Below are 22,972 nucleotides of genomic sequence, written 5' to 3'. Positions count from 1 at the left end.
TAGGCCGATCCTGACGGATGGACAGATGTCGAAGGGTATTATCGCAAACTCGGTGATGAACGCGGCCGCAGGTATGCTGCTGCTTCTGACGGGCTTTGTGTCATCGATCATAACCGCGCGGCTGCTCGGGCCGGAAGCCAACGGCATCGTCGCCTTTTCGCTCTGGCTGGTGGTGACCGGCGCCTCTATCGCCGAGCTCGGCTCCAGCATCACGCTGCTGAAGACCTTGCCGCAACTTTCGGCGGAAGGCTTCGACGCGCGCCGCCGCCGGGGTTTTGCCGCCATCCTCGTCAGCTTCATGATGTTCTCGACCGTCGTGCTGCTGGCGCTCTACGCGCTGTTCTTCCTGACCTCAGAAAAGATGCACTGGGCCGACACGGCGCCATCCGTCGCTCTGGTCACGGGCGTGCTGTTTTTCATCCAGGCGATCGGATCCTTCGTCAAATTCTACCTGATCGGCGAAAAGAAGCTGGGCGCCTTCTTCAAGCTGACGGTCGCCGTCTCGATCGTGCAGCTCGCCGGCGTTGCCGTCGGCGCTGTTTTCTATGGCGTCGAAGGCGTTCTCGTCGGCTATGCGCTCGGCCAGCTAGTGCTGTTTTTCGCCACGCTGCCGATCCTTCTTGCGCGGCGCGACTGGTGCGGGGTCTCGCTGAAATATCTCGCCTCCTCCTCCGTCATCCTGTCGATCCAGTTCATCATCGATTCCATCTTCCTCAACCGGCTCGAGCTGCTCTTTCTGCAGCAGTTCTGGTCGGTGGAGATGGTCGGCTATTATGCCGTCGGCCTGTCGATCGCGAATATCGCGCTGCAACTGCCGATCCAGATGACCGGCAGCCTGCTGCCCTATTATTCCGAGCGGCGCCACGGCAGCGACGATTCGACATTGCCGGTCGAGGTCTTCGCCGCCGTCACCCGCAGCATGGCCTATATCGTGCTGCCGATGAGCCTCGGGCTTGCCGCGATCTCCAGCGAACTGGTGCTCGTGGTGTTCGGCGAAGCGTTCCGCCGTAGCGGGACGGTGGTGGCGCTGCTTGCGCTCGTCGCTCCCGCCTATACCTTCATGCAGATCCTCAGTCTCTACCTGCTGTCGATGGACAGGGCCCGCTCCCGCCTGAACATCAGTGTGATAGGTGGCCTACTGATGGTAGCGGGTTGTTTACTGATCGTACCTAGGCTTGCAGCCGAGGGTGCTGCAATCGTGCGCATCCTCGTATTCGTTGCGATGTCGATGATGATGATCAGGCAGACAGGATTCGGATCCCAGCTTTCGGGCCTCTACGCAAGCTTGACGAAGGTGACGCTCGCCTCCGTCCTCTGTGCTTGCGGAGCGATTTCCGTGCTGGAATTCGTCCAGGGTCCGGCCGGGCTGGTCGGCGCGATCATCGCCGGCGCATTCGCTTATTTCGCAGCACTCCGGGTGCTGCGCGCCGTGCCGGGCGAGGATATCGAAGTCATGCGCTCCATTCTCGACAAGATGCCGTCCCTGCTGCGGCGACCTGTGGGACATGCGATCAATTTCATCGCGCCGCGGCTTCCCGGCGATCCCGATCGCGCCAAGGTCGCGCCCGGTGAATTCTCGCTGGAACCGGCCGAGGGGGCGGGGCGCAGTGCTGCCCTGCCTGTCGTCTTCGATGGCACGGTCGGGCTGTTCATGCCTGAGAATCCTCTCGCCAGGAAACGTTCGGCCGCCGTGCTCTTCGTCAGCCCCTGGGGTTTCGAGGAGATGTGCAGCCGTAAATTCTTCCGCGTCGCGGCCGAGCATTTCTCGGATATCGGCGTGCCGAGCCTGCGCTTCGATTATCGCGGCACCGGCGACGCGCTCGATTTCGGGGCGCTGCCGGCAAGGCTGGAAACCTGGGAAAATTCGATCCGTGCGGCCGCCGACAAGCTGAAGTCGCTGAGCGGCTGCGACCGTATCGTCCTCATCGCACAGGGCCTCGGCGCGACGCTTGCCCACCGCGTCGGTTCCTCCATCGAAGGCGTCGACAGCCTCGTCATGCTGGCGCCGGTGCTGAGCGGCAGGGCCTATCTGCGCGAACTCAACATGTGGTCCAAGATCATCGATGCCGATCTCGGCCTTGGCAAGGAGCATGTCCAGAGCGCGAAGGTGCAGATCGCCGGGCTCGTCATGCCCGAAGAGATTGCTGCCGAGCTCGGCAAGCTCAACATTGCCTCGCCGCAGGGGCTCGCAGCTTCCCGCTATCTGATCCTCGAACGTCCTGCCAAGGCCGAGGATACCGGCTTTGCCGATGCGCTGAAGGCGCTTGGCGCCGATGTCGAGCAGACGGCCTTCGAAGGCTATGACGAGCTCGCCACCAATCCGCTGTTTGCCAAGACGCCGATGGCTGTCGTCGCGCTGCTGACGACGTGGCTGGAGGCAGCGACGACAGAGACATCCGCCGCCCATTCATCGGCGGCGATCGACAACTCGTTGCTTGCCGGCGACGGTTTTGCTGAAACGCCGGTCCGATTCGGAAGCCATAATCATCTGGTCGGCGTCGTCAGCCGGCCGCTCGGCGAGATCAAGGGCAATGCCGTGCTCTTCCTGTCGACGGCCTATGACCGGCATGCCGGCTGGGGACGGACGACGGTCGATATGGCACGCGAGCTCGCCCGCCAAGGCGTCGTTTCGCTGCGCTTCGATTCCGCTAATGTCGGCGACAGCCCACCGCGGCCGGACGCGCCGGAACAGGTGCTTTATTCGGACACGCAGACCGCGGATGCGGTCGCCGCGCTCGACCTGCTCGAAAGCGTCGTCGCCGGCCCCGTCATGGTCGCCGGCCGATGCAGCGGCGGCTATGTCGCCTTCCGCGCCGGCGTCGCCGACGAGCGCTTGAAGGCTGTCGTGTCGATCAATCCCTTCGTCTATTACTGGGATCCCGACATGCCGGTGCGCAGGGAGCATGTCGTCTCCGTTCCCCGCAGCCTCGATGATTACAGCCAGCGCCTGGCGCGGCTCGACACGCTGAAGCGGCTGCTGCGCGGCCAGGTGGATGTCGTCTCGGCGTTGCAGAACATCGTCATCGCCGCCGGTCGCCGGCTGTCGCCGTGGATTGCGCCGCTGCTCGAGCTGCTTCCCGACCGGCGCCATGTCGCCCGCGAGGTTCGGCACTCCTTCGCGCTGTTCGGTAAACGCAAGGTGCCGCTGACGCTGATCTACAGCGAGGGCGATGTCGGGCTCGACCACGTCTATTTCCACTTCGGGCCGCGCGGCGCCAGGCTTTCCCGCTATCCGAACGTGCGGCTGCTGATGCTGCCGGATGCCGACCACAATCTGACGCCGCCGCAATCGCGCAAATTCGTGCTCGACGAGATCATCCGTCTGGCGAGAGCGTAACCGGGGACTTTACAGTGCCGCGCGTCTTTTCACACACGCGCAACGCTGTAGCTTATGCGGCAGGAAGACAGGATCAGATGCTTTTCGCGGCGACGACATCAAGCGATCTGTAGAGATCGATGTAACGTCCGGCGACGATATCCCAGGAATAGCCGCGGGCGGCGTCGAGAAGCTCAGCTCGAACGGTGTCCGGTTGGCGCGAAAGAGTTTCATGCGCTGTTTCGATCGCCGTGGCGGCGGTCTCAGGATTCATGAAATCGGCAAGCTTGAGAACGGGATGCCGGGCAGCAAGCGTTGCAAAGGCATCGTTGGCGTTCAGCACCGGCAAAAGCCCGGCGCTCATCGCTTCCAGCGCCACCAGGCCGAAACCCTCATATTCCGAGGCGGAGGCGAAAATCGAGGCTTCTGCGATGACGCGTCGGATGATGTCGTTCTCGGGCGACACATGCAGGGTGACGCGGCCGGAAAGATGACGGCTTTCGATTGCCCCTTCGACATCCGCCCGGTTCAGGTCGGATTCGGCGCCGACAATGTCGAGATGCCACTCCGGGTCACGGGTCTTCAGCATGGCCATCGCATCGAGCAGGTGGTCCAGCCGCTTGTTCACCGAGAACCGGCCGATCGTGACGATGCGGCGCTTTGCCCGGCGCGAAGCGGTGTCGGCGAACTTGCCGATATCGGCGCCGTTTTCGATCAGGAGGCTGTCTGGCACGATCTCGGAAAACTGCCTGAGGTCGGAGGCGCTGCAGCAGACGACGCGGCGGTAGGCCATCGCCGAAGCCCGGGTCAGCGTCTGGAACCAGATCTTCTTGATCGTCGCGTATTTCCGCGTGTGGAAGAAGCCGCCATGGGTGGTGACGATCATCGGCTTGCCGTGCAGCAGCCGGCCCCAGGCGAGCGCATCGAAGAAGAAGTCGATGGCATGGACATGCACCAGATCGGCATCGGCGAGATGGCGGAAGACCTGTGGCGCCAGCGGATAGCGGCTGGTGCCGGACCAGGGAATGCGCACCACCTCGATGCCGTCGATATCTTCGCGAGGCGGCAGCTTGTCCTCTGGCGCGGTGAAGAGAGAATCCAGCGTGACGACGCGCACGCGATAACCGCGGCGTACCGTCTGGCGGGCGAGATTGGCGACCACGTCTTCGAGGCCGCCGCGGTTGGGCAGGAACTGGCGCACGACATGGACGATCACCGGGGCTGTTTCCAACTGCGGCTTCGCGCGCGCCCAATCTGCCTCGACGATTGACATTTTCCACCTATCGCTGCACGTGCCGGCCTGCGCTGACGCGGGCCCGTGATAGCAACGACCAGACATGCCCGGCGTTAAGGCGCGGTTTAGGCGAGGTTCTGCCAGGGCGATTTCTTCGCGAAAAAGGTTAACCGTGTCTGACGGGGATTCAGAAGGCCTTGAAGGTCAGCGTCGTCAGCGAGCGGACGATGCCGGGAATATTGGCGATGTTGTCATTGATGAATTTGCCGATATCCTGGCCTTCCTCGATGTAGACCTTCAGCAGCAGATCGTAGTCGCCGCTTGTGGAATAGAGCTCCGAGACCAGTTCGGTCTGGTAGATGGCGTCGGCGACCTCATAGGTCTTGCCGGGTGCGCATTGGAGCTGGACGAAGATCGGCTTCATGGAGATTTCCTGCAAAGTTGTTTGGCTGATATAATGGTCGAAAGCGCCATGCCGATGCAAGCCGTTCGTCACGCAGCCGGATTGGCGGCCGCTTCCGCGACGATCCAGTCGCGAAAGGCGGCAAGTGGCGCATAGTCGGCGCGCTCGGGTGGAAAGGCGAGATAATAGCGCTCGCGACTTTCCATCTCACGATCGACAGCGGCGACGAGATCGCCGCGCCTGATCTCCTCCTGCATCAGGAATGTCGGCAACAGGGCGACGCCGAGGCCGGCGATTGCCGCCTGCGCGGCGGTGGCGAACTGGTCGAAGAGCATGCCGTGCACGTTTTCGAAGGAAACGCCATTGCCGGCGAACCATTGCTCCCAGGCGTCAGGGCGCGTCGTCAGATGCAGAAGCGGAACGGCAAGCAAATCCTCCGGCGTGGCGATTGCATATTGCTTCAGAAAATCCGGACTGCAGGCCGGCACCGTGCGCTCCGACATCAGAAGCGCGAGTTCGGCACCCGGCCAGTGCGGGTGGCCGAAATGGATGGCGGCGTCGATCGAATCGAGGCGGAAATCGAAGGGCGAAAGCCGGGTCACCAGATTGATGGTCACGCCTGGATTGGCGGCGAGGAAGCGCCCCAGGCGCGGCGCCAGCCAGCGCGTGCCGAAGGTCGGCAGGATGGCGAGGTTAAGCGTGCCGCCATGGGGATTGGCGCGCAGGTTGAGCGAAGCGCTCGATATGCGCCGCAGTGCCTCGCGAATCTCGCGGGCATATCCGTCGCCGGCAAGCGTCAGCCGCATGGTCTGGCGTTCGCGCAGGAAGAGCTCGACGCCGAGCTGCTCCTCCAGCGCGCTTACCTGGCGGCTGACGGCGCTCTGCGTCAGATCGAGTTCGCGCGCCGCTGCCGTCACGCTGCCGGTACGGGCAACCGCCTCGAAGGCGGCGAGATGCGAAATCGATGGCAGAAAACGTCTAGACGTCAGCATGGTCATTCCGTTTCAGAATGGGCTATTTCCAAAATAGCGATATTTGCGCCTTTGTCGCGCGTGTAAAGAGGTTCATCCTGCAAAAACGGAATGATCCGGAGTTTCCCAATGCCGCAAAGCTTCGTTTCCCCAGACCGCATCCGATCGCTTTTCACCGAGGCGATGTCGCAGATGTACCGGGCGGAGGTGCCGCAATACGGCACGCTGATCGAACTGGTGGCGGATGTGAATGCCAGCTGCCTCGAAAGGGATCCCGACCTGCGCGCGCGCCTGGCCCGCGCCGGCGAGCTGGAGCGTATCGAGGTCGAGCGTCACGGCGCTATCCGGCTCGGTACGGCAGATGAGCTCTTCACCATTCGCCGGCTGTTTGCGGTCATGGGCATGCAGCCGGTCGGCTATTACGATCTTTCGGTCGCCGGCGTGCCGGTTCATTCCACCAGCTTCCGGCCGATCGACGAGGCCGCGCTCAACGTCAATCCATTCCGCGTCTTCACCTCGCTGCTGCGATTGGAGCTGATCGAGGACGAAGGGCTGCGCGGCGAGGCCGAAGCCATTCTGGCGAAACGGCGGATCTACACGCCGCGTGCGGTCGCGCTGATCGAGCGCCACGAACAAAACGGCGGCCTCACCGAGGCGGAGGCGACGGAATTCGTCGCCGAGGCGCTGGAAACCTTCCGCTGGCATGGCGAAGCGACAGTCAGCGCCGAAACCTACAAGCGGCTGCACGATGCGCATCGGCTGATCGCCGATGTCGTCAGCTTCAAGGGGCCGCACATCAACCATCTGACGCCGCGCACGCTCGATATCGATGCGGTCCAGGCCCGCATGCCGGAACGCGGCATCACGCCGAAGGCGGTCATCGAAGGACCGCCGCGCCGCCATTGCGATATCCTGCTGCGACAGACGAGTTTCAAGGCGCTGGAGGAAACGATCGCCTTTTCCGGTGATGACGGCGCGATACAAGGGACGCATACCGCCCGCTTCGGCGAGATCGAACAGCGCGGCGTGGCGCTGACGGCGAAGGGCCGGATGCTCTACGACCAGCTGCTCGCCTCGGTTCGCGGCGAGGTGCAGGTCGGCGCCGGCGGCGCCAAGGCCGGCGCCTATGACGACGAACTCGCCGCGCGTTTCAAGGCGCTGCCGGACAGCTGGGACGAGCTGCGCAGGGCGGATCTGGCCTTCTTCCGCTATTCCGCGACACCTGCGGGCATTGCGGCTGCGGTCGGCAGCATGCTGCCCAGCGATCCGGAGGCGCTGATCGCCAAGGGTTACCTCGCCTTCACCCCGATCGTCTACGAAGACTTCCTGCCCGTCAGCGCGGCCGGCATCTTCCAGTCGAACCTCGGTACCGACCAGCAGCAGAACTATGCGACCCGCTCGAACCGTGACGCCTTCGAGGCTGCACTCGGCGCCACCGTCCAGGACGAACTGGCGCTCTACGCCGAACGCCAGGCGGCATCGCTGGATTGGGCGCTGGAGGCGCTCGGCCTTGCGGGCTTGCCGTTGAAGACCGTTGCGTGAAATGGCAGGTTCAACACCTTCTTTTATGCATTAGAGTATCCGCGATTTCGCTCTGATCGGACTGAGCCATGCTGAATGATCCGCGCTCCCACGGCCTCTGGGAAAAGACAGCGCCCGAACCGCCGACGACCTCGCCTCTCGACGGCGCGATGTCGGCCGATGTCGTCATCGTCGGCGGCGGTTACACCGGCCTCTCTTCTGCCCTGCATCTCGCCGAAGCCGGGTCGAAGGTGGTGTTGCTGGAAGCCAAAGAGATCGGCTTCGGTGGTGCCGGGCGCAATGTCGGGCTGATCAATGCCGGCATGTGGGTGATGCCGAACGATCTGCCCGGCGTGCTCGGCCCGGTGCATGGCGAACGTCTGCTCGATCTGCTCGGCAATGCGCCGAAGCTCGTCATGGAACTGATCGACAAGCATCAGATTGCCTGCGAACTCGAACGGAACGGCACGCTGCATTGCGCGGTCGGCGCGGACGGGCTGAAGGAAATCGAGGATCGGGCGGCGCAATGGTCCGCCCGCGGCGCAGCCGTGACGCTGCTCGATGCAGCGGAAACGGCCAAACGCATCGGCAGCGATGCCTATACCGGCTCGCTGCTCGACAAACGCGCGGGCACGCTGCAACCGCTTGCCTATGCGCGCGGTCTTGCCCATGCCGCCGTCAAGGCCGGCGTCACCATTCACACATCCAGCCCGGTCATCGGGACGGAGCGCAATGGCGGCCGCTGGACCGTGAAGACGGCGAGCGGCGAGGTCAGCGCGGAGTGGATCATCGTCGCGACGGATGCCTACAGCACCGGCCCGTGGGAGCAGGTGCGCAGCGAGCAGGTGCATCTGCCCTATTTCAATTTCGCCACTGTGCCGCTCGGCCACAATCTGCGCCAGTCGATCCTGCCGGGGCGGGAAGGTGTGTGGGATACCAAGGAAATCCTCTCCTCCTTCCGCATGGATCAGGCCGGCCGCCTCGTTTTCGGCAGTGTCGGGGCGTTGCGCAATACCGGACTGGCCGTACACAGGGGCTGGGCCAAACGCGCATTGAAGCGGCTCTTCCCAGATATCGGCGACGTCGAATTCGAATGTGAATGGTATGGCCAGATCGGCATGACCGACAATGCGCTGCCGCGCTTCCACAAATTCGCACCTGGTGTGGTCGGCTTTTCTGGCTACAATGGCCGCGGCATTGCCCCTGGTACGGTCTTCGGCCGTACGCTGGCGGAGCATATCCTCGGCCGGCTTCCGGAAGCCGATCTGCCGTTGCCGCTGACTTCGCCCACCGAGCCAAGCTTCCGTGCACTCAAGGAAATATGGTACGAAGCCGGCGCTCAGGTCGCCCATTTCGCCGATGCCCGCTTCTAAGCACAATAAGATTGGAAACACGACAATGACCATCGCCGTCCTCGATCTCGCCACCGAAACCGCCAAGCTGCTTGCCCAACTCGGCGTCGATGCCAGCCGCTATCACGGCGGCACGCTTTCCGTCACCTCGCCGGTCACCGGCAAGGAAATCGGCAAACTCAGGGAACATTCCGTTTCCGAGACGAAGGCGGCGATCGAAGCGGCGCATCGGGCCTTCCTCGAATGGCGTGCCGTGCCGGCGCCGAAGCGCGGCGAACTGGTCCGCCTGCTGGGCGAAGAACTGCGCGCCTCCAAGGCGGCGCTCGGCCGTCTCGTTTCGATCGAGGTCGGCAAGATCACCTCCGAAGGCCTCGGCGAAGTGCAGGAGATGATCGACATCTGCGATTTCGCGGTCGGCCTTTCCCGTCAGCTTTACGGCCTGACGATCGCCACCGAACGCTCCGAACACCGGATGATGGAAAGCTGGCATCCGCTCGGCGTGATCGGCATCATCTCCGCCTTCAATTTCCCGGTTGCCGTCTGGTCGTGGAATGCCGCACTTGCGATGGTCTGCGGCAATTCTACCGTCTGGAAGCCCTCGGAAAAGACGCCGTTGACGGCGCTTGCCGTGCAGGCGCTGTTCGAAAAGGCGCTGAAGCGTTTCGTTGCCGAGGGCGGTACCGCACCGGCCAATCTGTCGACGCTGATCATCGGCGGCCGCGAGGTCGGCGAGGTGCTGGTCGATCATCCGAAGATCCCTCTGGTTTCCGCCACCGGCTCGACGGCCATGGGCCGCGCCGTCGGTCCGCGCCTGTCGCAGCGTTTTGCCCGCGCCATTCTCGAACTCGGCGGCAACAATGCGGCGATCGTCTGCCCGTCGGCCGATCTCGACCTGACGCTGCGCGGCGTTGCCTTCTCCGCCATGGGCACGGCCGGCCAGCGCTGCACGACGCTGCGCCGTCTCTTCGTGCATGAGAGCGTCTACGACCAGCTGGTGCCGCGCCTGCAGAAGGCCTATGGCTCCGTCACTATCGGCAACCCGCTCGAGACCGGCACGCTTGTAGGGCCGTTGATCGACGGTCAGGCTTTTAAGAACATGCAGGCAGCGCTCGGCGAGGCGAAATCGGCCGGCGGCACGGTGACCGGCGGCGACCGCGTCGAAACCGGTTCGACCGAGGCCTTCTACGTTCGCCCGGCGCTTGTCGAAATGCCCGATCAGACCGGCCCGGTCGAGCACGAGACCTTCGCGCCGATCCTCTATGTGATGAAGTATAGCGATTTTGACGAGGTGCTGGCACTGCACAATGCCGTGCCGCAGGGGCTGTCGTCGTCGATCTTCACCAACGACATGCGCGAGGCCGAAACCTTCGTCTCCGCTCGCGGTTCGGATTGCGGCATCGCCAACGTCAATCTCGGGCCGTCGGGCGCCGAGATCGGTGGCGCCTTCGGCGGCGAGAAGGAGACCGGCGGCGGCCGCGAATCCGGCTCGGATGCATGGAAGGCCTATATGCGCCGCTCCACCAACACGATCAATTACGGCAGGACGCTGCCGCTGGCGCAGGGCGTCAAGTTCGACGTCGAATAAGCCGGCTGCAAAGGCTGCAAAAGAGAGGCGGCGCTCGGGAAGCGTCGCCTTTTTTGCTCAATCGAGATTTATTCCCCTGTAATATGAATTATTTAGTCAAGATATTGTGATGGCTTTTCCGGCCAAGACAAACTTGAAATCGGCAGTCAGGAAAAATATACGCCTCTCATCGCCCTTGGAGAGCTCGGGTGACATCGCCACGGAGGCCATCATGAACATTGCTCTTAACCGTTTTTCCCTCGCGCTTGCCGCTTCGCTTCTCTCCGCCACCGCGCTCGCAGGCAGCGCCCATGCGCAGGACGAAGGTCTCGTTGTTTACAATGCCCAACACGAAAGTCTGGGCCGCGAATGGATCGCTGCTTTCACCAAGGAGACCGGCATCAAGGTCACCATGCGCCAGGGCAGCGACATGCAATTCGCCAACCAGATCATCCAGGAAGGCGACGCCTCTCCCGCGGATGTCTTCCTGACCGAGAATTCGCCGGCAATGACACTGGTCGATGGCGCGGGCCTCTTCGCCCCCATGGAAAAGGAAACGCTGGACCAGGTTCCGGATCAGTATCGCCCGGCTGACGGCATGTGGACCGGCATTGCCGCCCGCACTACCGTTTTCGTCTATGACAAGACCAAACTTACCGAAGACAAGCTGCCGAAGTCGATGCTCGACCTCGCAGATCCCGCCTGGAAGGGCCGCTGGGGTGCAGCACCTGCCGGTGCCGACTTCCAGGCCATTGTCGCCGCTCTGCTGCAGCTCAAGGGCGAACAGTCGACGGCCGACTGGCTGAAGGCTCTCAAGGAAAACGCCACGCCCTACAAGGGCAACAGCGTCGCCATGAAGGCAGTCAATTCAGGTGAAGTCGAAGGCGCGATCATCTATCACTATTATTGGTTCGGCGATCAGGCCAAGACCGGCGAGAACAGCAAGAATGTCGGCCTGCACTACTTCAAGAACCAGGATCCGGGCGCTTTCGTCAGCGTTTCGGGCGGCGGCGTCCTGAAGTCCACGCAGCACATGAAGGAAGCCCAGGCTTTCCTGAAGTTCCTCACCAGCAAGGCTGGCCAGGCAGTCCTCAAGGACGGCGATTCCTATGAATATGCCATCGGCAAGGATGCGCCCTCCAACGACAAGCTCACTCCGCTTGCCGATCTCAACGCGCCGAAGGTCGAAGCTTCGACCCTCGACAGCAAGAAGGTCGTCGAGCTGATGACGGCCGCCGGCCTGATCTAACGTTTCTGCCGCAGGCTTCCGCCGGCCAAAACTATTGCATTTGGCTCAAGAAAACCTTAGGGCATGACGATATCCGGCAACCGTCTTTCAAAGGCGGTTGCCTTCCTTTTTCAGCGTGTAAAGGCATCGGCCTTGCTGCAGGACAACAGATTGCTCGCATCCGGCAACCAGGCGCCGGTCGCGCCGAGGACCGCGCGCATGGTTTTGCCGCGCGGACGCATGCCGCACGCTTCCGTGATCCTGCTTGCAACCGTCGTCGCGATCTTCAGTCTCGTGCCGCTCGGCTTCATCGGCTGGGTCACCTACGATGTCGGCTGGGAAACGGTGAAGACCCTGGTCTTCCGGCCGCGTGTCGGCGAACTTCTCGTCAATACGATTCTCCTGGAATCGATCACCATTCCGCTGTCGATCGCGCTTGCCGTGACGCTTGCCTGGCTGACGGAGCGTACGGACATTCCTTTCGCGCGGCTCTGGGCCTGGCTGGCGATCGCCCCGCTCGCCGTGCCTGCCTTCGTGCACAGCTATGCCTGGGTTAGCCTTATTCCCGGCATGCGCGGCCTGCAGAGCGGCGTCTTCGTCTCGGTCATCGCCTATTATCCGTTCCTCTACCTGCCGGTCGTCGCAGCGCTGCGCCGTCTCGATCCGGCCATCGAGGATGCTGCGGCCTCGCTTGGTCTTAATCCCTGGCGGGTCTTCTTTCGCGCCGTGCTGCCGCAGTTGAGGCTTGCCATCTGCGGCGGCTCCCTGCTGATCGCGCTGCATCTGCTTTCGGAATACGGCCTGTTCGTCATGATCCGGTTCGACACGTTCGCGACGGCGATCGTCGATCAGTTCCAGTCCTCCTACAACAGCCCTGCCTCCAACATGCTCGGCGGCGTGCTCGTCGCCTGCTGTCTTTTTCTGCTTGGCTTCGAGCTGCTGGTGCGCGGCAACGAACGTTATGCCCGCGTCGGCTCCGGCTCGCCACGTCCGGCGGACCGCCGCCGGCTGGGCTGGTTCACGGTGCCGGCCGTGTTGCTGCCCGTCATCCTGGCGGCGCTGACGCTCGGTGTGCCGCTGGTGACGCTTGGCCGCTGGCTCTATCTCGGCGGCACCGATATCTGGCGCATCGAAGTCGGCAGCGCCTTCCTGCAGACGATCGTGCTTGCCGTTGTCGGCGGCGTGCTGGCGACGATTGCCGCAGCACCGATGGCCTGGCTTTCCGTACGGGCGCCCGGCCGCCTCCAGCGCGTGCTCGAAGCCTGCCATTATTATGTCGGCTCGCTGCCGGGTGTCGTCGTGGCGCTGGCACTGGTAACGATCACCGTGCGTCTCGTGCTGCCGCTCTATCAGACCTTCGCAACGCTGCTCGTCGCTTATGTGATGCTTTTCCTGCCGCGCGCCATGGTCGGGCTGCGTGCCAGCATCGCCCAGGCGCCGGTGGAGCTGGAGCGCGCCGCGATGGGCCTCGGCCGCACGCCCGGCCAGGCGGTGCGGCAGATCACCATGCGGCTTGCAGCACCGGGAGCCGCCGCCAGCGTCGCGCTGGCCGCACTCGGCATCACCAATGAACTCACGGCGACACTGATGCTGTCGCCCAACGGCGTCGATACGCTGGCGACGAAATTCTGGTCGCTGACCAGCGAGATCGATTATGTTTCGGCCGCACCTTACGCCTTCATGATGGTCGTGCTGTCGCTGCCGCTCACCCTGATGCTCTATACCCAATCGAAACGGACCGCCGGCCAATGACGCTGCTCACGATCGAGAACATCAGCAAGCGCTATGGCCCTGTCCAGGCGTTGAAAGATATTTCGCTCGAGGTCTCGGCGGGCAGCCGCACGGCGGTCGTCGGCCCGTCCGGTTCGGGCAAGACGACGTTGCTGCGCATCATTGCCGGCTTCGAGCAACCGGATGTCGGCAGGGTGACGCTGGATGGCGACTTGCTCGCGGACGGCCCCGCGACAGTACCGGCGCATAAACGCGGCATCGGCATCGTCTCGCAGGACGGCGCGCTGTTTCCGCACTTAAGCGTTGCCGAAAATATCGGCTTCGGCTTCGAACGAAGGGCAGCGGATCGCGAGAAGCGCGTGTTCGAGCTGCTCGATATGGTCGAGCTCGACCGCGGTATGCTGACGCGGCGCCCGCATCAGCTTTCCGGCGGCCAGCAGCAGCGTGTGGCGCTCGCCCGCGCGCTCGGCCGCAAGCCGCGGCTGATGCTGCTCGACGAACCTTTCTCGGCACTCGATACCGGCCTGCGCGAGAATATGCGCAAGGCGGTTGCCCGCGTGCTGCAGGCGGCCGGCATCACCACCATCCTCGTCACCCATGACCAGGAAGAGGCGCTGACCTTTGCCGATCAGGTCGCGGTCCTGAGAGAAGGACGACTGATCCAGGCTGGATCGCCGCAATCACTATATCTGCATCCGCGCGACCGCGAGACGGCACTGTTTCTCGGCGATGCCGTGCTGCTTCCCGCCATCATCCGCAACGGCTTGGCAGACTGCGCCCTCGGCCATGTCGCCGTCGAAGGCAGTCGTCAGGGCAAGGCGGAGATCATGCTGCGGCCCGAGCAGATCCGCGTCGTTGCCGATGAAAGCGATCACAGCTATGGCGGGCGTGTCGTCGAGGTGGAATTCGGCGGCGCGGTCTGCACGGTTGCCGTCTCGCTCGACGGCGTTGCACTGCCGCCGATCCTGATCAAGACCTCGAGCGTCGCCCTTCCGGCGCGAGGCGATCTCGTTCGCCTCGATATCGCCGGCAAGGCGCATGTCTTCGAGAGCTAAACGAAGGGGTTATTCGCTAGCCGAACTTGCGCACCACTTCTTCCGGTTCGATGCCTTCCAGCCAGCCGCCGGTAAAGCCGGCGCGTTCGAGGCCGAGGCGGATGACCGGCGATTGCCGCATCAGTTTCCAGATGAAATCCGAACGGTCGTTCTCGATGGTCATGACGACAAGGCCCTGATCGATGCCGACGGTGCGGTCGTCGACCCAGCCTTCCGGGCGCTTGGTCTTGACCGTCGGGTTGAAGCCGCCAGGAAAGCCGCCTTCCAACAGCAGGTTCGGATAGGTGGTCAGAAGCGCTTTGGTGCCGTCGAGAGCCGCCTGCTTGTCGTAGGGCAGGCAGGCAAGGGCTGCCCAGGGTGCGATCGTGCCGTCATCGGGGCCGAGCGGTGCGCCGCGGGCGGCGTAACCCAGAACCTTCGGCTGGCGGCCGCCGCGCATGCGCCGTGTCGGCGGCGGACCATCACAGGCGGTGAATCCCCAGATATTCCTGTTATAGCCGACGAACTGGCCGGGATTGCGCTCGGCATAGTCACGCTGGACGTTGATCATCACCTGCGTGTTGCGGAAATAGTCCCAGTTCCGCTCCGCCATCGGCTTGTCCTGAATGGCGCGGAAATCGATCCAGGCATGCGAGAAGAGATGGATGAACAGCGGCCCGGCATAGAGATAGGACTGCTCGCCGTGCAGCATCCAGGAATAGCTTGACGTAAAGGCGTCGTAGCACGACTGCGGAATGGGATGTGTCGGTGAGGCGAGCGCCAGCGTATAGAGGATGATCGCCTCGTCGAAGCCATGGTAGCGCCAGCGCAAGAAGCCGGAAGAGGGCTTCCAACCCATGGCAATAGTGTCGCCCTTGTTCAGCGCCCAGCGCCAGTCGACGCGCTCGTAGATGAAGGTCGCGAGTTCCCGGATTTCGGTTTCCGTCTCGTCGTCCTCGCGATTGAAATATTGCGCAGCCGTCAGGATGCCGGCGACGAGCAGCGCCGTGTCGATGGTCGAAAGCTCGCTGTTCCAGGCGCGATGGCCGGTATCCATGTGCAGGAAGTGGTAGAAGAAGCCGCGGTGGCCGGTCGCGTGGCGTTCCTCGCCCTGGCGCGCCTCGGCGAAGAACCGCAGCGTATTGACCGTACGCTCGGCTGCCTCCTCGCGGCTGATCCATAAACGCTCGACACCAACAGGATAGGAGGAAAGCGCGAAGCCGACGGCTGCGATGCTACACGGAACCCCGCCGATCGATGTGTCCGCCACAAGGCCGTTTTCGGGATTGGAATATTTCAGGAAGTACTTGAACGCCGAATGCTGCAGCCTGTCGACGAGCGCTGCATCAATGTCTTCAATCCGTTGCAGCATAGGCTCCTACCCAACTGTTGCATCGCCCCACGCTTCAACATGGGGGCCGTTCCCGGGCAAATCAAACCTTTTTGATTCGCAAGGATAAGAGAACACAAAAGGGTGGAATCGGTCGTTAATAATTATCGGTAAAATAATATCTAGCAGAAGTCATATAAGCGGTGCAGCAAAAAAGGCGACGTGTACCTCTCCGGCACAGCTCATTTCCTGAAATACTTGCTTCATCGGATGCTCTATAAGAGCGGCCGACAAAGCCCTCGGGCGCTATCGTCCGATCGCATAGGCCTGCATCAGGCGGGGCTGCGGCGCGCATCAGCCCGTCAGCATCTCGCCGGGCGGCAGTGAGTCGGCCGCGTCGGCTTGTGGCGCGCCGACCGGTCGAACTCAGGCCGGCGTCGAGCGTGCGGAAAGAAAGACCTGCGGCTCGAAGACAAAATCCTTGTCGAAGGGGTAGGTCGGATGCAGCTTGCGCAGCCGCGGCAGGCGTTCGACGAACTGGTCGACGACACCTGTTGATAGCGCCATCAGGTTCGGATTGGCAATCGGCGCCAGTTCCGGCGAGAGATAGCCCGATTTGACGACGATGATCTTCGCTTGGTGCGGGTGGAGGCCAAGCCGGGTGAAATCGGCGATATTGTGATAGGGCCGGCGCCTGGCGGAAAGCACCAGATCGATGCCGCCGGTCGAAACCACCGCCTGGCGGTCGGCGGGATCTGATGTCTCATGCAGGAATTTGACCGTGAAGCGGGCGACAACCGGCTTGCTGCCTTTCGCATCGAGCGAGGCGCCGACGCTGAGCTCCAGCTCGGCGCCGATGCCTGCGGCATAACAGGCCTCGGTCGCCGCCTTGTCGGCAATGCCGGCGAAGACGACGCCGGTGGCACCCCTGGCGATCAACTCGGCCAGTACATCTGCCCGGTCCCCGACGCCGCCGCCTGTGGGGTTGTCGCCGGATTCGGCAAGCACCACAGGGGCAGTGGGGCTTGCGATCGCCCTTTCGACGCATTCCTCGAGCGAGCCGGTTTCGCAGCCGAAGACGAAGTCTTCGCGCGCATCCCAATAAGCCAGCGCGAGGCGTTTGGCCTCGCGTTCCAGCACGGCGCGGTCGGTGCCGGTCATGATCGCGGCGGCCGTGGCGCGCGGTTCGTCGGCCCAGACGTAGCCCACCATCAGCGATGCATCCCAAACGCCATCAAGCGCATCGATCCCGGGCAGCATGTCATAGAGGCTCTTTGCCGGCTCATCGACGGTGCTGGTGCGCTCGCCGGGCAGCACGACCGGGATCGGCGCCCAGAGGAGGCTCGGTCGCTCACCGGTTTTCAGGCTGTTTACCAGCATCGAGACGGAGCGGCGCATCGTCTCCTCGACATCGATATGCGGCGCGGTGCGATAGGTGGAATAGATGTCGAGCGCATCGATGATGCGCTGGGTGACGTTGCCGTGCAGGTCGTAGCTGGCCGAAACCGTGCAATCCTCGCCGACCAGCGCACGGGCCGCGCTGATCCAGTCGCCCTCGGCATCCTCCATGCCCTCGACATACACTGCGCCGTGCATGGCGAGGTAGAGACCGTCGAGCGGCAGCATCGGCTTCAGCCGCTCGAGGAATTCACCCTTGAAGGCCTCGTAGGTGGCGCGTGAAACCGGGCCGCCGGCAATGGCGCGCGCATGGATCGTCGGCAGGAACTCGGCATCGTAATCCCTGAGGAAGGCGAAATAGGGCGCTGCCAGCAGCGCCTCCCCGCGCACCACGCGAAAATCCTTCTCCTCGTTCAGGACGGGATTGTATGTACTGCACTCGGTATGAATGCCACCGACGGCGATGCGCATGGGAACCTCAGTTGATGTTGGGAGCAATCAGGACGTTATGGGCGGCGATGCTGGCACTCCGGCCCGAGCGCCGGCATCGACACGCTGCGTGCAGATCGGTGTCGCTCGACGGAGTTTGTGCTGCGATAATCTGAACATGCGGGATCCGATCCGAAGACGCGTCCTTTTGCCTCGACAATAAGTTTACAAACGAACCAATCAACCAAAATAAATTACAATCTTGATCTTCTAAGCCGGCGTCGAGGTGGAAGGTGGCTTAATCGGTGAGCCTCCGACCGACTCGGTTTTTTCCGTCGGATGATGCGGGCCGATTGCTGCCGACAGCACTGGCCGCGTCGCCATAGAGAAAAAATCCCACTTCGGGATCCCGAAATTCCCCCACTTCGGGATTCCGAAATTCGTCGCGTTTTGGGCGGTGCCGCCGCGGGGAAACATCCAATGATTTCAATACCGCCACCAATTTCGGGATTCCGAAGTGCTATATAGATTATGGTGGGGCGTGGCTTGCCGATGAAGTCAGCGAAGCGCTCGACAATTCGCCGAACAGAAAGTCGATGCGGCTATGCGCTTTAGAGGCTACCCGTCGAGAATGGATATCAATCTACGGATACCTGCCAAAATGACCTCTGACACGTAGCACAAGGCGTCAAATCAGCTGTTCCGCGCAAGCTCTTTAGCGGCTTCATTGTGTAGATGGTTGAGAATGTCATATATGTGCGCTACCGGGCACCCGAATATCTTGCGCTCCGATTTCTTCCATGACGATTGAATTTGTTAGGGCGCTCGGTGTTGAAACCAAAAATCGGCCCACCACTCATGCCCTCTAGGCTCTGTAGATGGGTCCGGCTATCGATTGTGGCGATAAACCTCGGAAAGAGCGTGGTCTGCTCTTCCGGTTCGGCTTTCTTAAGCCTGAGCATCGTCATTCCGACAGTGGCGTTTCCCGAAGGCGATACCCTTTCGGATGTTAGCTCAACAGGAAGACCGAGCAGAAAAAAGACCTCAAGGTCGGCAGGTTCGTTCTGCGAAGCCTCGTATGTGAGCGGGACAATATTGTGTTTCGCGATTAATCGGATTTGGTGCTCCTCGAGAAACAATCGAGCCCAAGTTTGTCGTCGTGAAAATGGAGGCGAGGCGAGCTCTTAAGATCATAAGGAACCCCGTGGTCGCTTAGCTTCGTTTCGCCGAAGGTGTCTAGCAACTGGCACCCAAGGCTGATGATGTCTGGGTGATTCACGGCCTCATCGAGGTATTCGACCACATGACCCGCTGTCAGAATGCCAAATATGTCCCCGATGCGTATCAGCAACCCGGAAGCCGCGAAGAAACGGTCGGGGCCTTGATCATCCTTCATGCGAGAGTTGACGCTTATCGCCACAAAGTGACGAGCGATGAATGTTTGAGCATCAGTCATTCGCGGCGACACCATAATTTGAAGATGTAATTCGAGATTCGAAATAAAAGTAATAATTGTGATTAAGCTCTCCGTCTAATTGTTCCGACTCAGAGAATTTGACCTTGTCCTTGCAACCGAGGAGGTGTGGCGATGACTGGTTTCTACGCGGGCTACTTCGCAGGCGGTGCGGGTAACGGCTTGGCAATGTTTGTAATAGCCGACGGTATCGGGCGCGGGCATGGCGGGTGCCAGTTTCGATGGCGCTTTTGGCGAGGACGAAGAAGGCAAGCTTACAGGTACGGTTTCGGTTCAAGTGCCACCTGGTGTAACCGTGGTGCAAGGCGTCACAGCACCCGCGCAAGGGCTAACCTATGAAGTGCCTTTCGTCTTTCCAATGAAATTTGACAAAGAGCCCTTTCTAGAGCTTCGGACGCCGCTGGGGAACGTTAACGTTCGGCTCCAAAAAGTTCGGGAACTGCCGTGATGGACTCAAACTTTTGGGCATTTCAGGCGAAGGATTGGATCAATATTCTGATCTTAGGCGTCACCGCTTTCGCCGTCTACATTGGTCCGATCCGTGCGGTGAAGATCACGAGACGAGAGGAGGTCGAGGCACTCAAATTGCGGCAGAAAGCAGAAATTTTCGCATCACTCATGAAAACACGGCGATTTCAGCTTGATCCCGAACACGTCTCGTCGTTGGATCTCATCCAAGTGTACTTTAGTGAAGAAGAGACCGTGCTGGCGGCCTACAAAGCTTATATCCGTCTTCTGTCAAGAAAACTGATTCCGGGCGTGGCCGACGAATCGTTCTGGAAAGAACGACGATGCTTTCATTGATTTGGTCTACGCTATCGCGCGGGCTACCGGCTTTTCACAAGACAAAAAAGAAATCGAAGAATTGGCCTACTCTCCAAGCGGGTGGGCAAGCGATCAAGAAACAATAAGACGGTTGCATGGCCTATTGATCGAAATCTTCGAAAACAAGCGGCCGATACCGGTCACAAATTTCATCAATCCGACGGTTTTCAATCCATTTCCACCGGCGCCCGCGATCGATCCGAACTGGCTGTGGAAAGGCTGACGATGGTAGAGGTGTGGGCCTGGTTCTGGCTGATGGAGCGCCATCAGCCTTGAAAGGCTCCCGGTACCTCTTTGGTTCCATGAAAAAACTAGACCCACAGAGGCCCGCCGGGCGTTTCTATCCTTGCTGGAAATTTGAAAAACTGGAGCGGGCGAAGGGATTCGAACCCTCGACCCCAACCTTGGCAAGGTTGTGCTCTACCCCTGAGCTACACCCGCTCAATCCGCATCGGTCCGGGGTAGGTTGTTGGACCGTGGGCGCCGCCTCGCGGCGACCGGCGCTATATGGCCTAACGGGTTTTCAAATGCAACAGGGAAATGACGGAGAGGCGAAGAAAAATTCCGGTGTTCGCAGACGCCCGGTGGAAAGGCCGCAAATGCGGGGCAAAGCGTCGGTCGCAAAGATTGCCAAACGATGTGGACACACTTAATCAGGACGCCTCGCTTTTTTCCCTTCCTGTCCAATGGATTGCCCCATGTCCGAAAATGCCCCGAAGACAAGAGAAGAATTGTTTGCCTTTCTCGATGGGCTCGGCATTGCCCATAAGACGGTCGACCATGCGCCGGTCTTCACTGTCGCCGAATCGGTGGCGCTTCGCGATGAAATCCCCGGCGGTCACACCAAAAACCTGTTCGTCAAAGACAAGAAGGACAGGTATTTTTTGCTGACGGTGGAGGAAAATGCCGAGGTGGACCTCAAACAGGTGCACAATTTGATCGGCGGGTCCGGCCGGGTTTCCTTCGGCAGGGCGGAAAAGCTGATGGAATATCTCGGCGTCATCCCCGGGGCCGTCACGGCGTTCGGCGCGATCAACGATACCGCGGAGAATGTTACCTTCGTGTTCGATGCCGATCTGATGCGCGAAGAGATCGTCAACTGCCATCCGCTGTCCAACGATGCGACGACCTCGATTGCGAGCAGCGATCTCATCCGTTTCATGGAAGCGACGGGACATAAGCCGCTTGTCTTGAAAGTGACGTCCTGACATACGATTTTAGCGCTAAGGCGCGTCGCGATCTTTCAGATTCGCTTGCCGCGCTTTAGTCTCTGGTTTTGCGCATGCCTTTATCGCAAAACCGCACCACAGTTTTGCGCGACATGCTTTAGCAAAGACGCCGGCAGGATCGGCGCGGCGGGAGATACCTATGAGCGGCAGCGACAACCCCTATAGCGGTTCCTTCGGAAATCAGATGACGGCGAGCACAAGCTTCGGTGCTGCGCCGGAACCCACGGCTGCGGCCGGCAGCTACATCACGGAGACGACGACCGCGAATTTTTCCAAGGACGTCATCGAGGCATCGCGCAGCCAGCCGGTGCTGGTCGATTTCTGGGCGCCCTGGTGCGGTCCGTGCAAGCAACTGACGCCGGCCTTGGAAAAGGTGGTCAACGAAGCCAAGGGCCGTGTCCGGCTGGTCAAGATGAACATCGACGACCATCCGTCGATCGCCGGTCAGCTCGGCATCCAGTCGATTCCCGCCGTCATCGCCTTCGTCAACGGCCGTCCTGCCGACGGTTTCATGGGCGCGGTGCCGGAAAGCCAGATCCAGCAGTTCATCGACCGGATCGCCGGTCCGGCCGGCGCCGACCAGGCGGCCGAAATCGAAGCGGTGCTTGCGGAAGCGGCGGAACTGCTTGCCGCCGGCAATATCGACGAGGCCGCTCAGCTCTATGGCGCCGTCATGCAGGCCGATCCCGAGAATGCCAAGGCGCTTGCCGGGATGGCCGAATGCATGATCGCCGACAACCAGCATCAGCGGGCTCGCGACATACTGACGGAATTGCCGGAAGAGCTGTCAAAAGACACCGGCATTCAGGCCGTGCTGAAGAAACTTGAGCAGATCGAGGAGGCCCGCAAGCTCGGCGACCCCATTGCGCTCGAGCGTGAACTGGCCGCCAATCCCGATGATCACGAGGCGCGGCTGAAGCTCGCCAAGATTCTCAACGTCGAAGGGCGGCGCGACGAAGCGGCCGACCATCTGCTTCAGATTATGCGCAAGGATCGTGCCTTCGACGATGATGGCGCCCGCCGCCAGTTGCTGCAGTTCTTCGAGGTCTGGGGCTTTAAGGATCCAGCGACGGTTGCAGCGCGCCGCAAGCTTTCGGCGATGCTGTTCTCCTAGATCAGGACGATTTTAGGCCTGATCGGCCTAAAATCTGAATCCTGCTAAGTTTCGAACATCTGCCCTTGCGTTTTCGGGCGAGGGCACCACATTCTCGTCAAGACGGGCATGCCCGTTACAAGAATGCGGGACGGTTTCATGCAAGTCGGGAATGCCAGATACCTGAAGCCGGGCGATCTGCCTGATGCGATCGCTGTCTTCCCCCTGACCGGCGCCCTCCTCCTGCCGGCCGGGCAGCTACCCCTCAACATTTTCGAGCCGCGCTATCTGGCGATGCTGGATGCAGCATTGAGCGGAAACCGGCTGATCGGCATGGTGCAGCCGGCGCTTGGCGAACATGAGGACAAGGGCGGCGAGCCCAACCTTGCCGCTGTCGGCTGCCTCGGCCGCATCACCTCCTTCGCGGAGACTGGCGACGGGCGCTGTATCGTATCGCTGACCGGCGTCTGCCGCTTCCGGCTGCTGGAAGAGAAATCGACCAACGATCCCTTCCGTATCTTCCGTATCGCCCCATTCATCGCCGACCTCTCGGCCGAAAACGAGGAGGAGGCGGTTGATCGCGCTGCGCTTCTCACCGCCTTCAGGGACTATCTCGATGCCAACAAGCTGGAGGCGGACTGGGAGAGCGTCGAGCGGGCGAGCAATCTGACGCTCGTCAATTCGCTGGCGATGATGTCGCCCTTCGGGCCGGCGGAAAAACAGGCGCTGCTGGAGGCGCCGGATCTGAAGACGCGGGCCGAGACGCTGATCGCCATTACCGAAATCGTGCTGGCGCGCGTCTTCGGTGACTCCGACACGGTTCTGCAGTAGACTTCAGCC

General features: G+C 61.6%; 19 protein-coding genes and 1 tRNA gene. 13 read left to right on the top strand and 7 right to left on the bottom strand.

Annotation, left to right across the window (positions count from 1 at the left end):
- The first annotated feature begins 25 nt into the window (after window positions 1-25).
- Complete coding sequence (locus N2600_RS21620) at window positions 26-3,337, top strand: oligosaccharide flippase family protein (RefSeq protein ID WP_260297348.1); 3,312 nt, start codon at window positions 26-28, stop codon at window positions 3,335-3,337.
- Window positions 3,338-3,410: 73 nt separating this feature from the next.
- On the opposite strand, the gene N2600_RS21615 is transcribed toward N2600_RS21620, so the two are convergent.
- The 3 genes from N2600_RS21615 to N2600_RS21605 all read right to left on the bottom strand — a co-directional run bounded on the left by N2600_RS21615 (window position 3,411) and on the right by N2600_RS21605 (window position 5,951).
- Window positions 3,411-4,589, bottom strand: coding sequence for a glycosyltransferase family 4 protein (locus tag N2600_RS21615; protein WP_222384398.1), 1,179 nt, complete (start codon window positions 4,587-4,589; stop codon window positions 3,411-3,413).
- 148 nt (window positions 4,590-4,737) lie between these two features.
- Window positions 4,738-4,974 carry an Lrp/AsnC ligand binding domain-containing protein gene (locus N2600_RS21610; protein WP_003567502.1) on the bottom strand — a complete coding sequence of 79 codons (237 nt, stop codon included), beginning with the start codon at window positions 4,972-4,974 and terminating at the stop codon, window positions 4,738-4,740.
- A gap of 68 nt (window positions 4,975-5,042) precedes the next feature.
- A complete protein-coding gene (locus tag N2600_RS21605; RefSeq protein WP_260297347.1) occupies window positions 5,043-5,951 on the bottom strand; it encodes a LysR family transcriptional regulator in 909 nt (302 codons plus the stop codon).
- Window positions 5,952-6,035: 84 nt separating this feature from the next.
- On the opposite strand from N2600_RS21605, the gene hglS reads away from it, so the two are divergent.
- The 6 genes from hglS (at window position 6,036) to N2600_RS21575 (ending at window position 14,375) form a co-directional block, all read left to right on the top strand.
- Window positions 6,036-7,466, top strand: a complete 1,431-nt coding sequence (gene hglS, locus N2600_RS21600) for a 2-oxoadipate dioxygenase/decarboxylase HglS (RefSeq protein ID WP_260297346.1) — start codon at window positions 6,036-6,038, stop codon at window positions 7,464-7,466.
- 68 nt (window positions 7,467-7,534) lie between these two features.
- Window positions 7,535-8,818 carry an NAD(P)/FAD-dependent oxidoreductase gene (locus N2600_RS21595; protein WP_011653939.1) on the top strand — a complete coding sequence of 428 codons (1,284 nt, stop codon included), beginning with the start codon at window positions 7,535-7,537 and terminating at the stop codon, window positions 8,816-8,818.
- A gap of 25 nt (window positions 8,819-8,843) precedes the next feature.
- The gene (gene amaB / locus N2600_RS21590; RefSeq protein WP_260297344.1) at window positions 8,844-10,382 is read left to right on the top strand and encodes an L-piperidine-6-carboxylate dehydrogenase; all 1,539 of its coding nucleotides are present in this window, start codon (window positions 8,844-8,846) and stop codon (window positions 10,380-10,382) included.
- 211 nt (window positions 10,383-10,593) lie between these two features.
- Complete coding sequence (locus tag N2600_RS21585) at window positions 10,594-11,610, top strand: iron ABC transporter substrate-binding protein (RefSeq protein WP_260297343.1); 1,017 nt, start codon at window positions 10,594-10,596, stop codon at window positions 11,608-11,610.
- 63 nt (window positions 11,611-11,673) lie between these two features.
- Window positions 11,674-13,341 (top strand): ABC transporter permease, encoded by a 1,668-nt coding sequence (locus N2600_RS21580; protein WP_260297342.1) that lies wholly within the window; start codon window positions 11,674-11,676, stop codon window positions 13,339-13,341.
- Window positions 13,338-14,375: an ABC transporter ATP-binding protein gene (locus N2600_RS21575; protein WP_260297341.1), complete on the top strand. Its 1,038-nt coding sequence runs from the start codon at window positions 13,338-13,340 to the stop codon at window positions 14,373-14,375. The genes N2600_RS21580 and N2600_RS21575 overlap by 4 nt, the downstream gene beginning before the upstream one ends.
- A 16-nt stretch (window positions 14,376-14,391) precedes the next feature.
- On the opposite strand, the gene N2600_RS21570 is transcribed toward N2600_RS21575, so the two are convergent.
- The 3 genes from N2600_RS21570 to N2600_RS21560 all read right to left on the bottom strand — a co-directional run bounded on the left by N2600_RS21570 (window position 14,392) and on the right by N2600_RS21560 (window position 18,967).
- Entirely contained in the window at window positions 14,392-15,726 is a 1,335-nt protein-coding gene (locus N2600_RS21570; protein WP_028742629.1) for a glucoamylase family protein, read from the bottom strand.
- 384 nt (window positions 15,727-16,110) lie between these two features.
- Window positions 16,111-17,553 (bottom strand): M81 family metallopeptidase, encoded by a 1,443-nt coding sequence (locus tag N2600_RS21565; protein ID WP_260297340.1) that lies wholly within the window; start codon window positions 17,551-17,553, stop codon window positions 16,111-16,113.
- A gap of 1,066 nt (window positions 17,554-18,619) precedes the next feature.
- Window positions 18,620-18,967 carry a hypothetical protein gene (locus N2600_RS21560; RefSeq protein ID WP_162115068.1) on the bottom strand — a complete coding sequence of 116 codons (348 nt, stop codon included), beginning with the start codon at window positions 18,965-18,967 and terminating at the stop codon, window positions 18,620-18,622.
- Between the two features lie 220 nt (window positions 18,968-19,187).
- Between N2600_RS21560 and N2600_RS21555 the strand changes: the two genes are divergently transcribed.
- From N2600_RS21555 to N2600_RS21545, 3 genes are read left to right on the top strand one after another with little or no spacing between them, the layout of a single operon-like run.
- Entirely contained in the window at window positions 19,188-19,433 is a 246-nt protein-coding gene (locus N2600_RS21555; protein ID WP_260297339.1) for a hypothetical protein, read from the top strand.
- Window positions 19,433-19,789, top strand: coding sequence for a DUF6680 family protein (locus tag N2600_RS21550; protein ID WP_222292763.1), 357 nt, complete (start codon window positions 19,433-19,435; stop codon window positions 19,787-19,789). Before N2600_RS21555 ends, N2600_RS21550 begins: the two co-directional genes overlap by 1 nt.
- A 1-nt stretch (window position 19,790) precedes the next feature.
- A complete protein-coding gene (locus N2600_RS21545) occupies window positions 19,791-20,033 on the top strand; it encodes a DUF6680 family protein (RefSeq protein WP_162115071.1) in 243 nt (80 codons plus the stop codon).
- 143 nt (window positions 20,034-20,176) lie between these two features.
- Here N2600_RS21545 and N2600_RS21540 read toward each other — a convergent pair.
- Window positions 20,177-20,251 (bottom strand) — tRNA-Gly (locus tag N2600_RS21540).
- 257 nt (window positions 20,252-20,508) lie between these two features.
- Between N2600_RS21540 and N2600_RS21535 the strand changes: the two genes are divergently transcribed.
- From N2600_RS21535 to N2600_RS21525, 3 genes are all read left to right on the top strand, one after another.
- Complete coding sequence (locus N2600_RS21535; protein WP_260109663.1) at window positions 20,509-21,018, top strand: prolyl-tRNA synthetase associated domain-containing protein; 510 nt, start codon at window positions 20,509-20,511, stop codon at window positions 21,016-21,018.
- A 160-nt stretch (window positions 21,019-21,178) separates the two neighbouring features.
- Entirely contained in the window at window positions 21,179-22,153 is a 975-nt protein-coding gene (trxA, locus tag N2600_RS21530) for a thioredoxin (RefSeq protein WP_260109662.1), read from the top strand.
- Window positions 22,154-22,276: 123 nt separating this feature from the next.
- Complete coding sequence (locus N2600_RS21525) at window positions 22,277-22,963, top strand: LON peptidase substrate-binding domain-containing protein (protein WP_017966161.1); 687 nt, start codon at window positions 22,277-22,279, stop codon at window positions 22,961-22,963.
- The last annotated feature ends 9 nt before the right edge of the window (window positions 22,964-22,972 follow it).

This window comes from Rhizobium sp. WSM1274 (assembly GCF_025200775.1).
GTDB classification, from domain to species: Bacteria; Pseudomonadota; Alphaproteobacteria; order Rhizobiales; family Rhizobiaceae; genus Rhizobium; species Rhizobium leguminosarum_I.
This window is presented reverse-complemented; position numbering and strand designations above follow the sequence as displayed.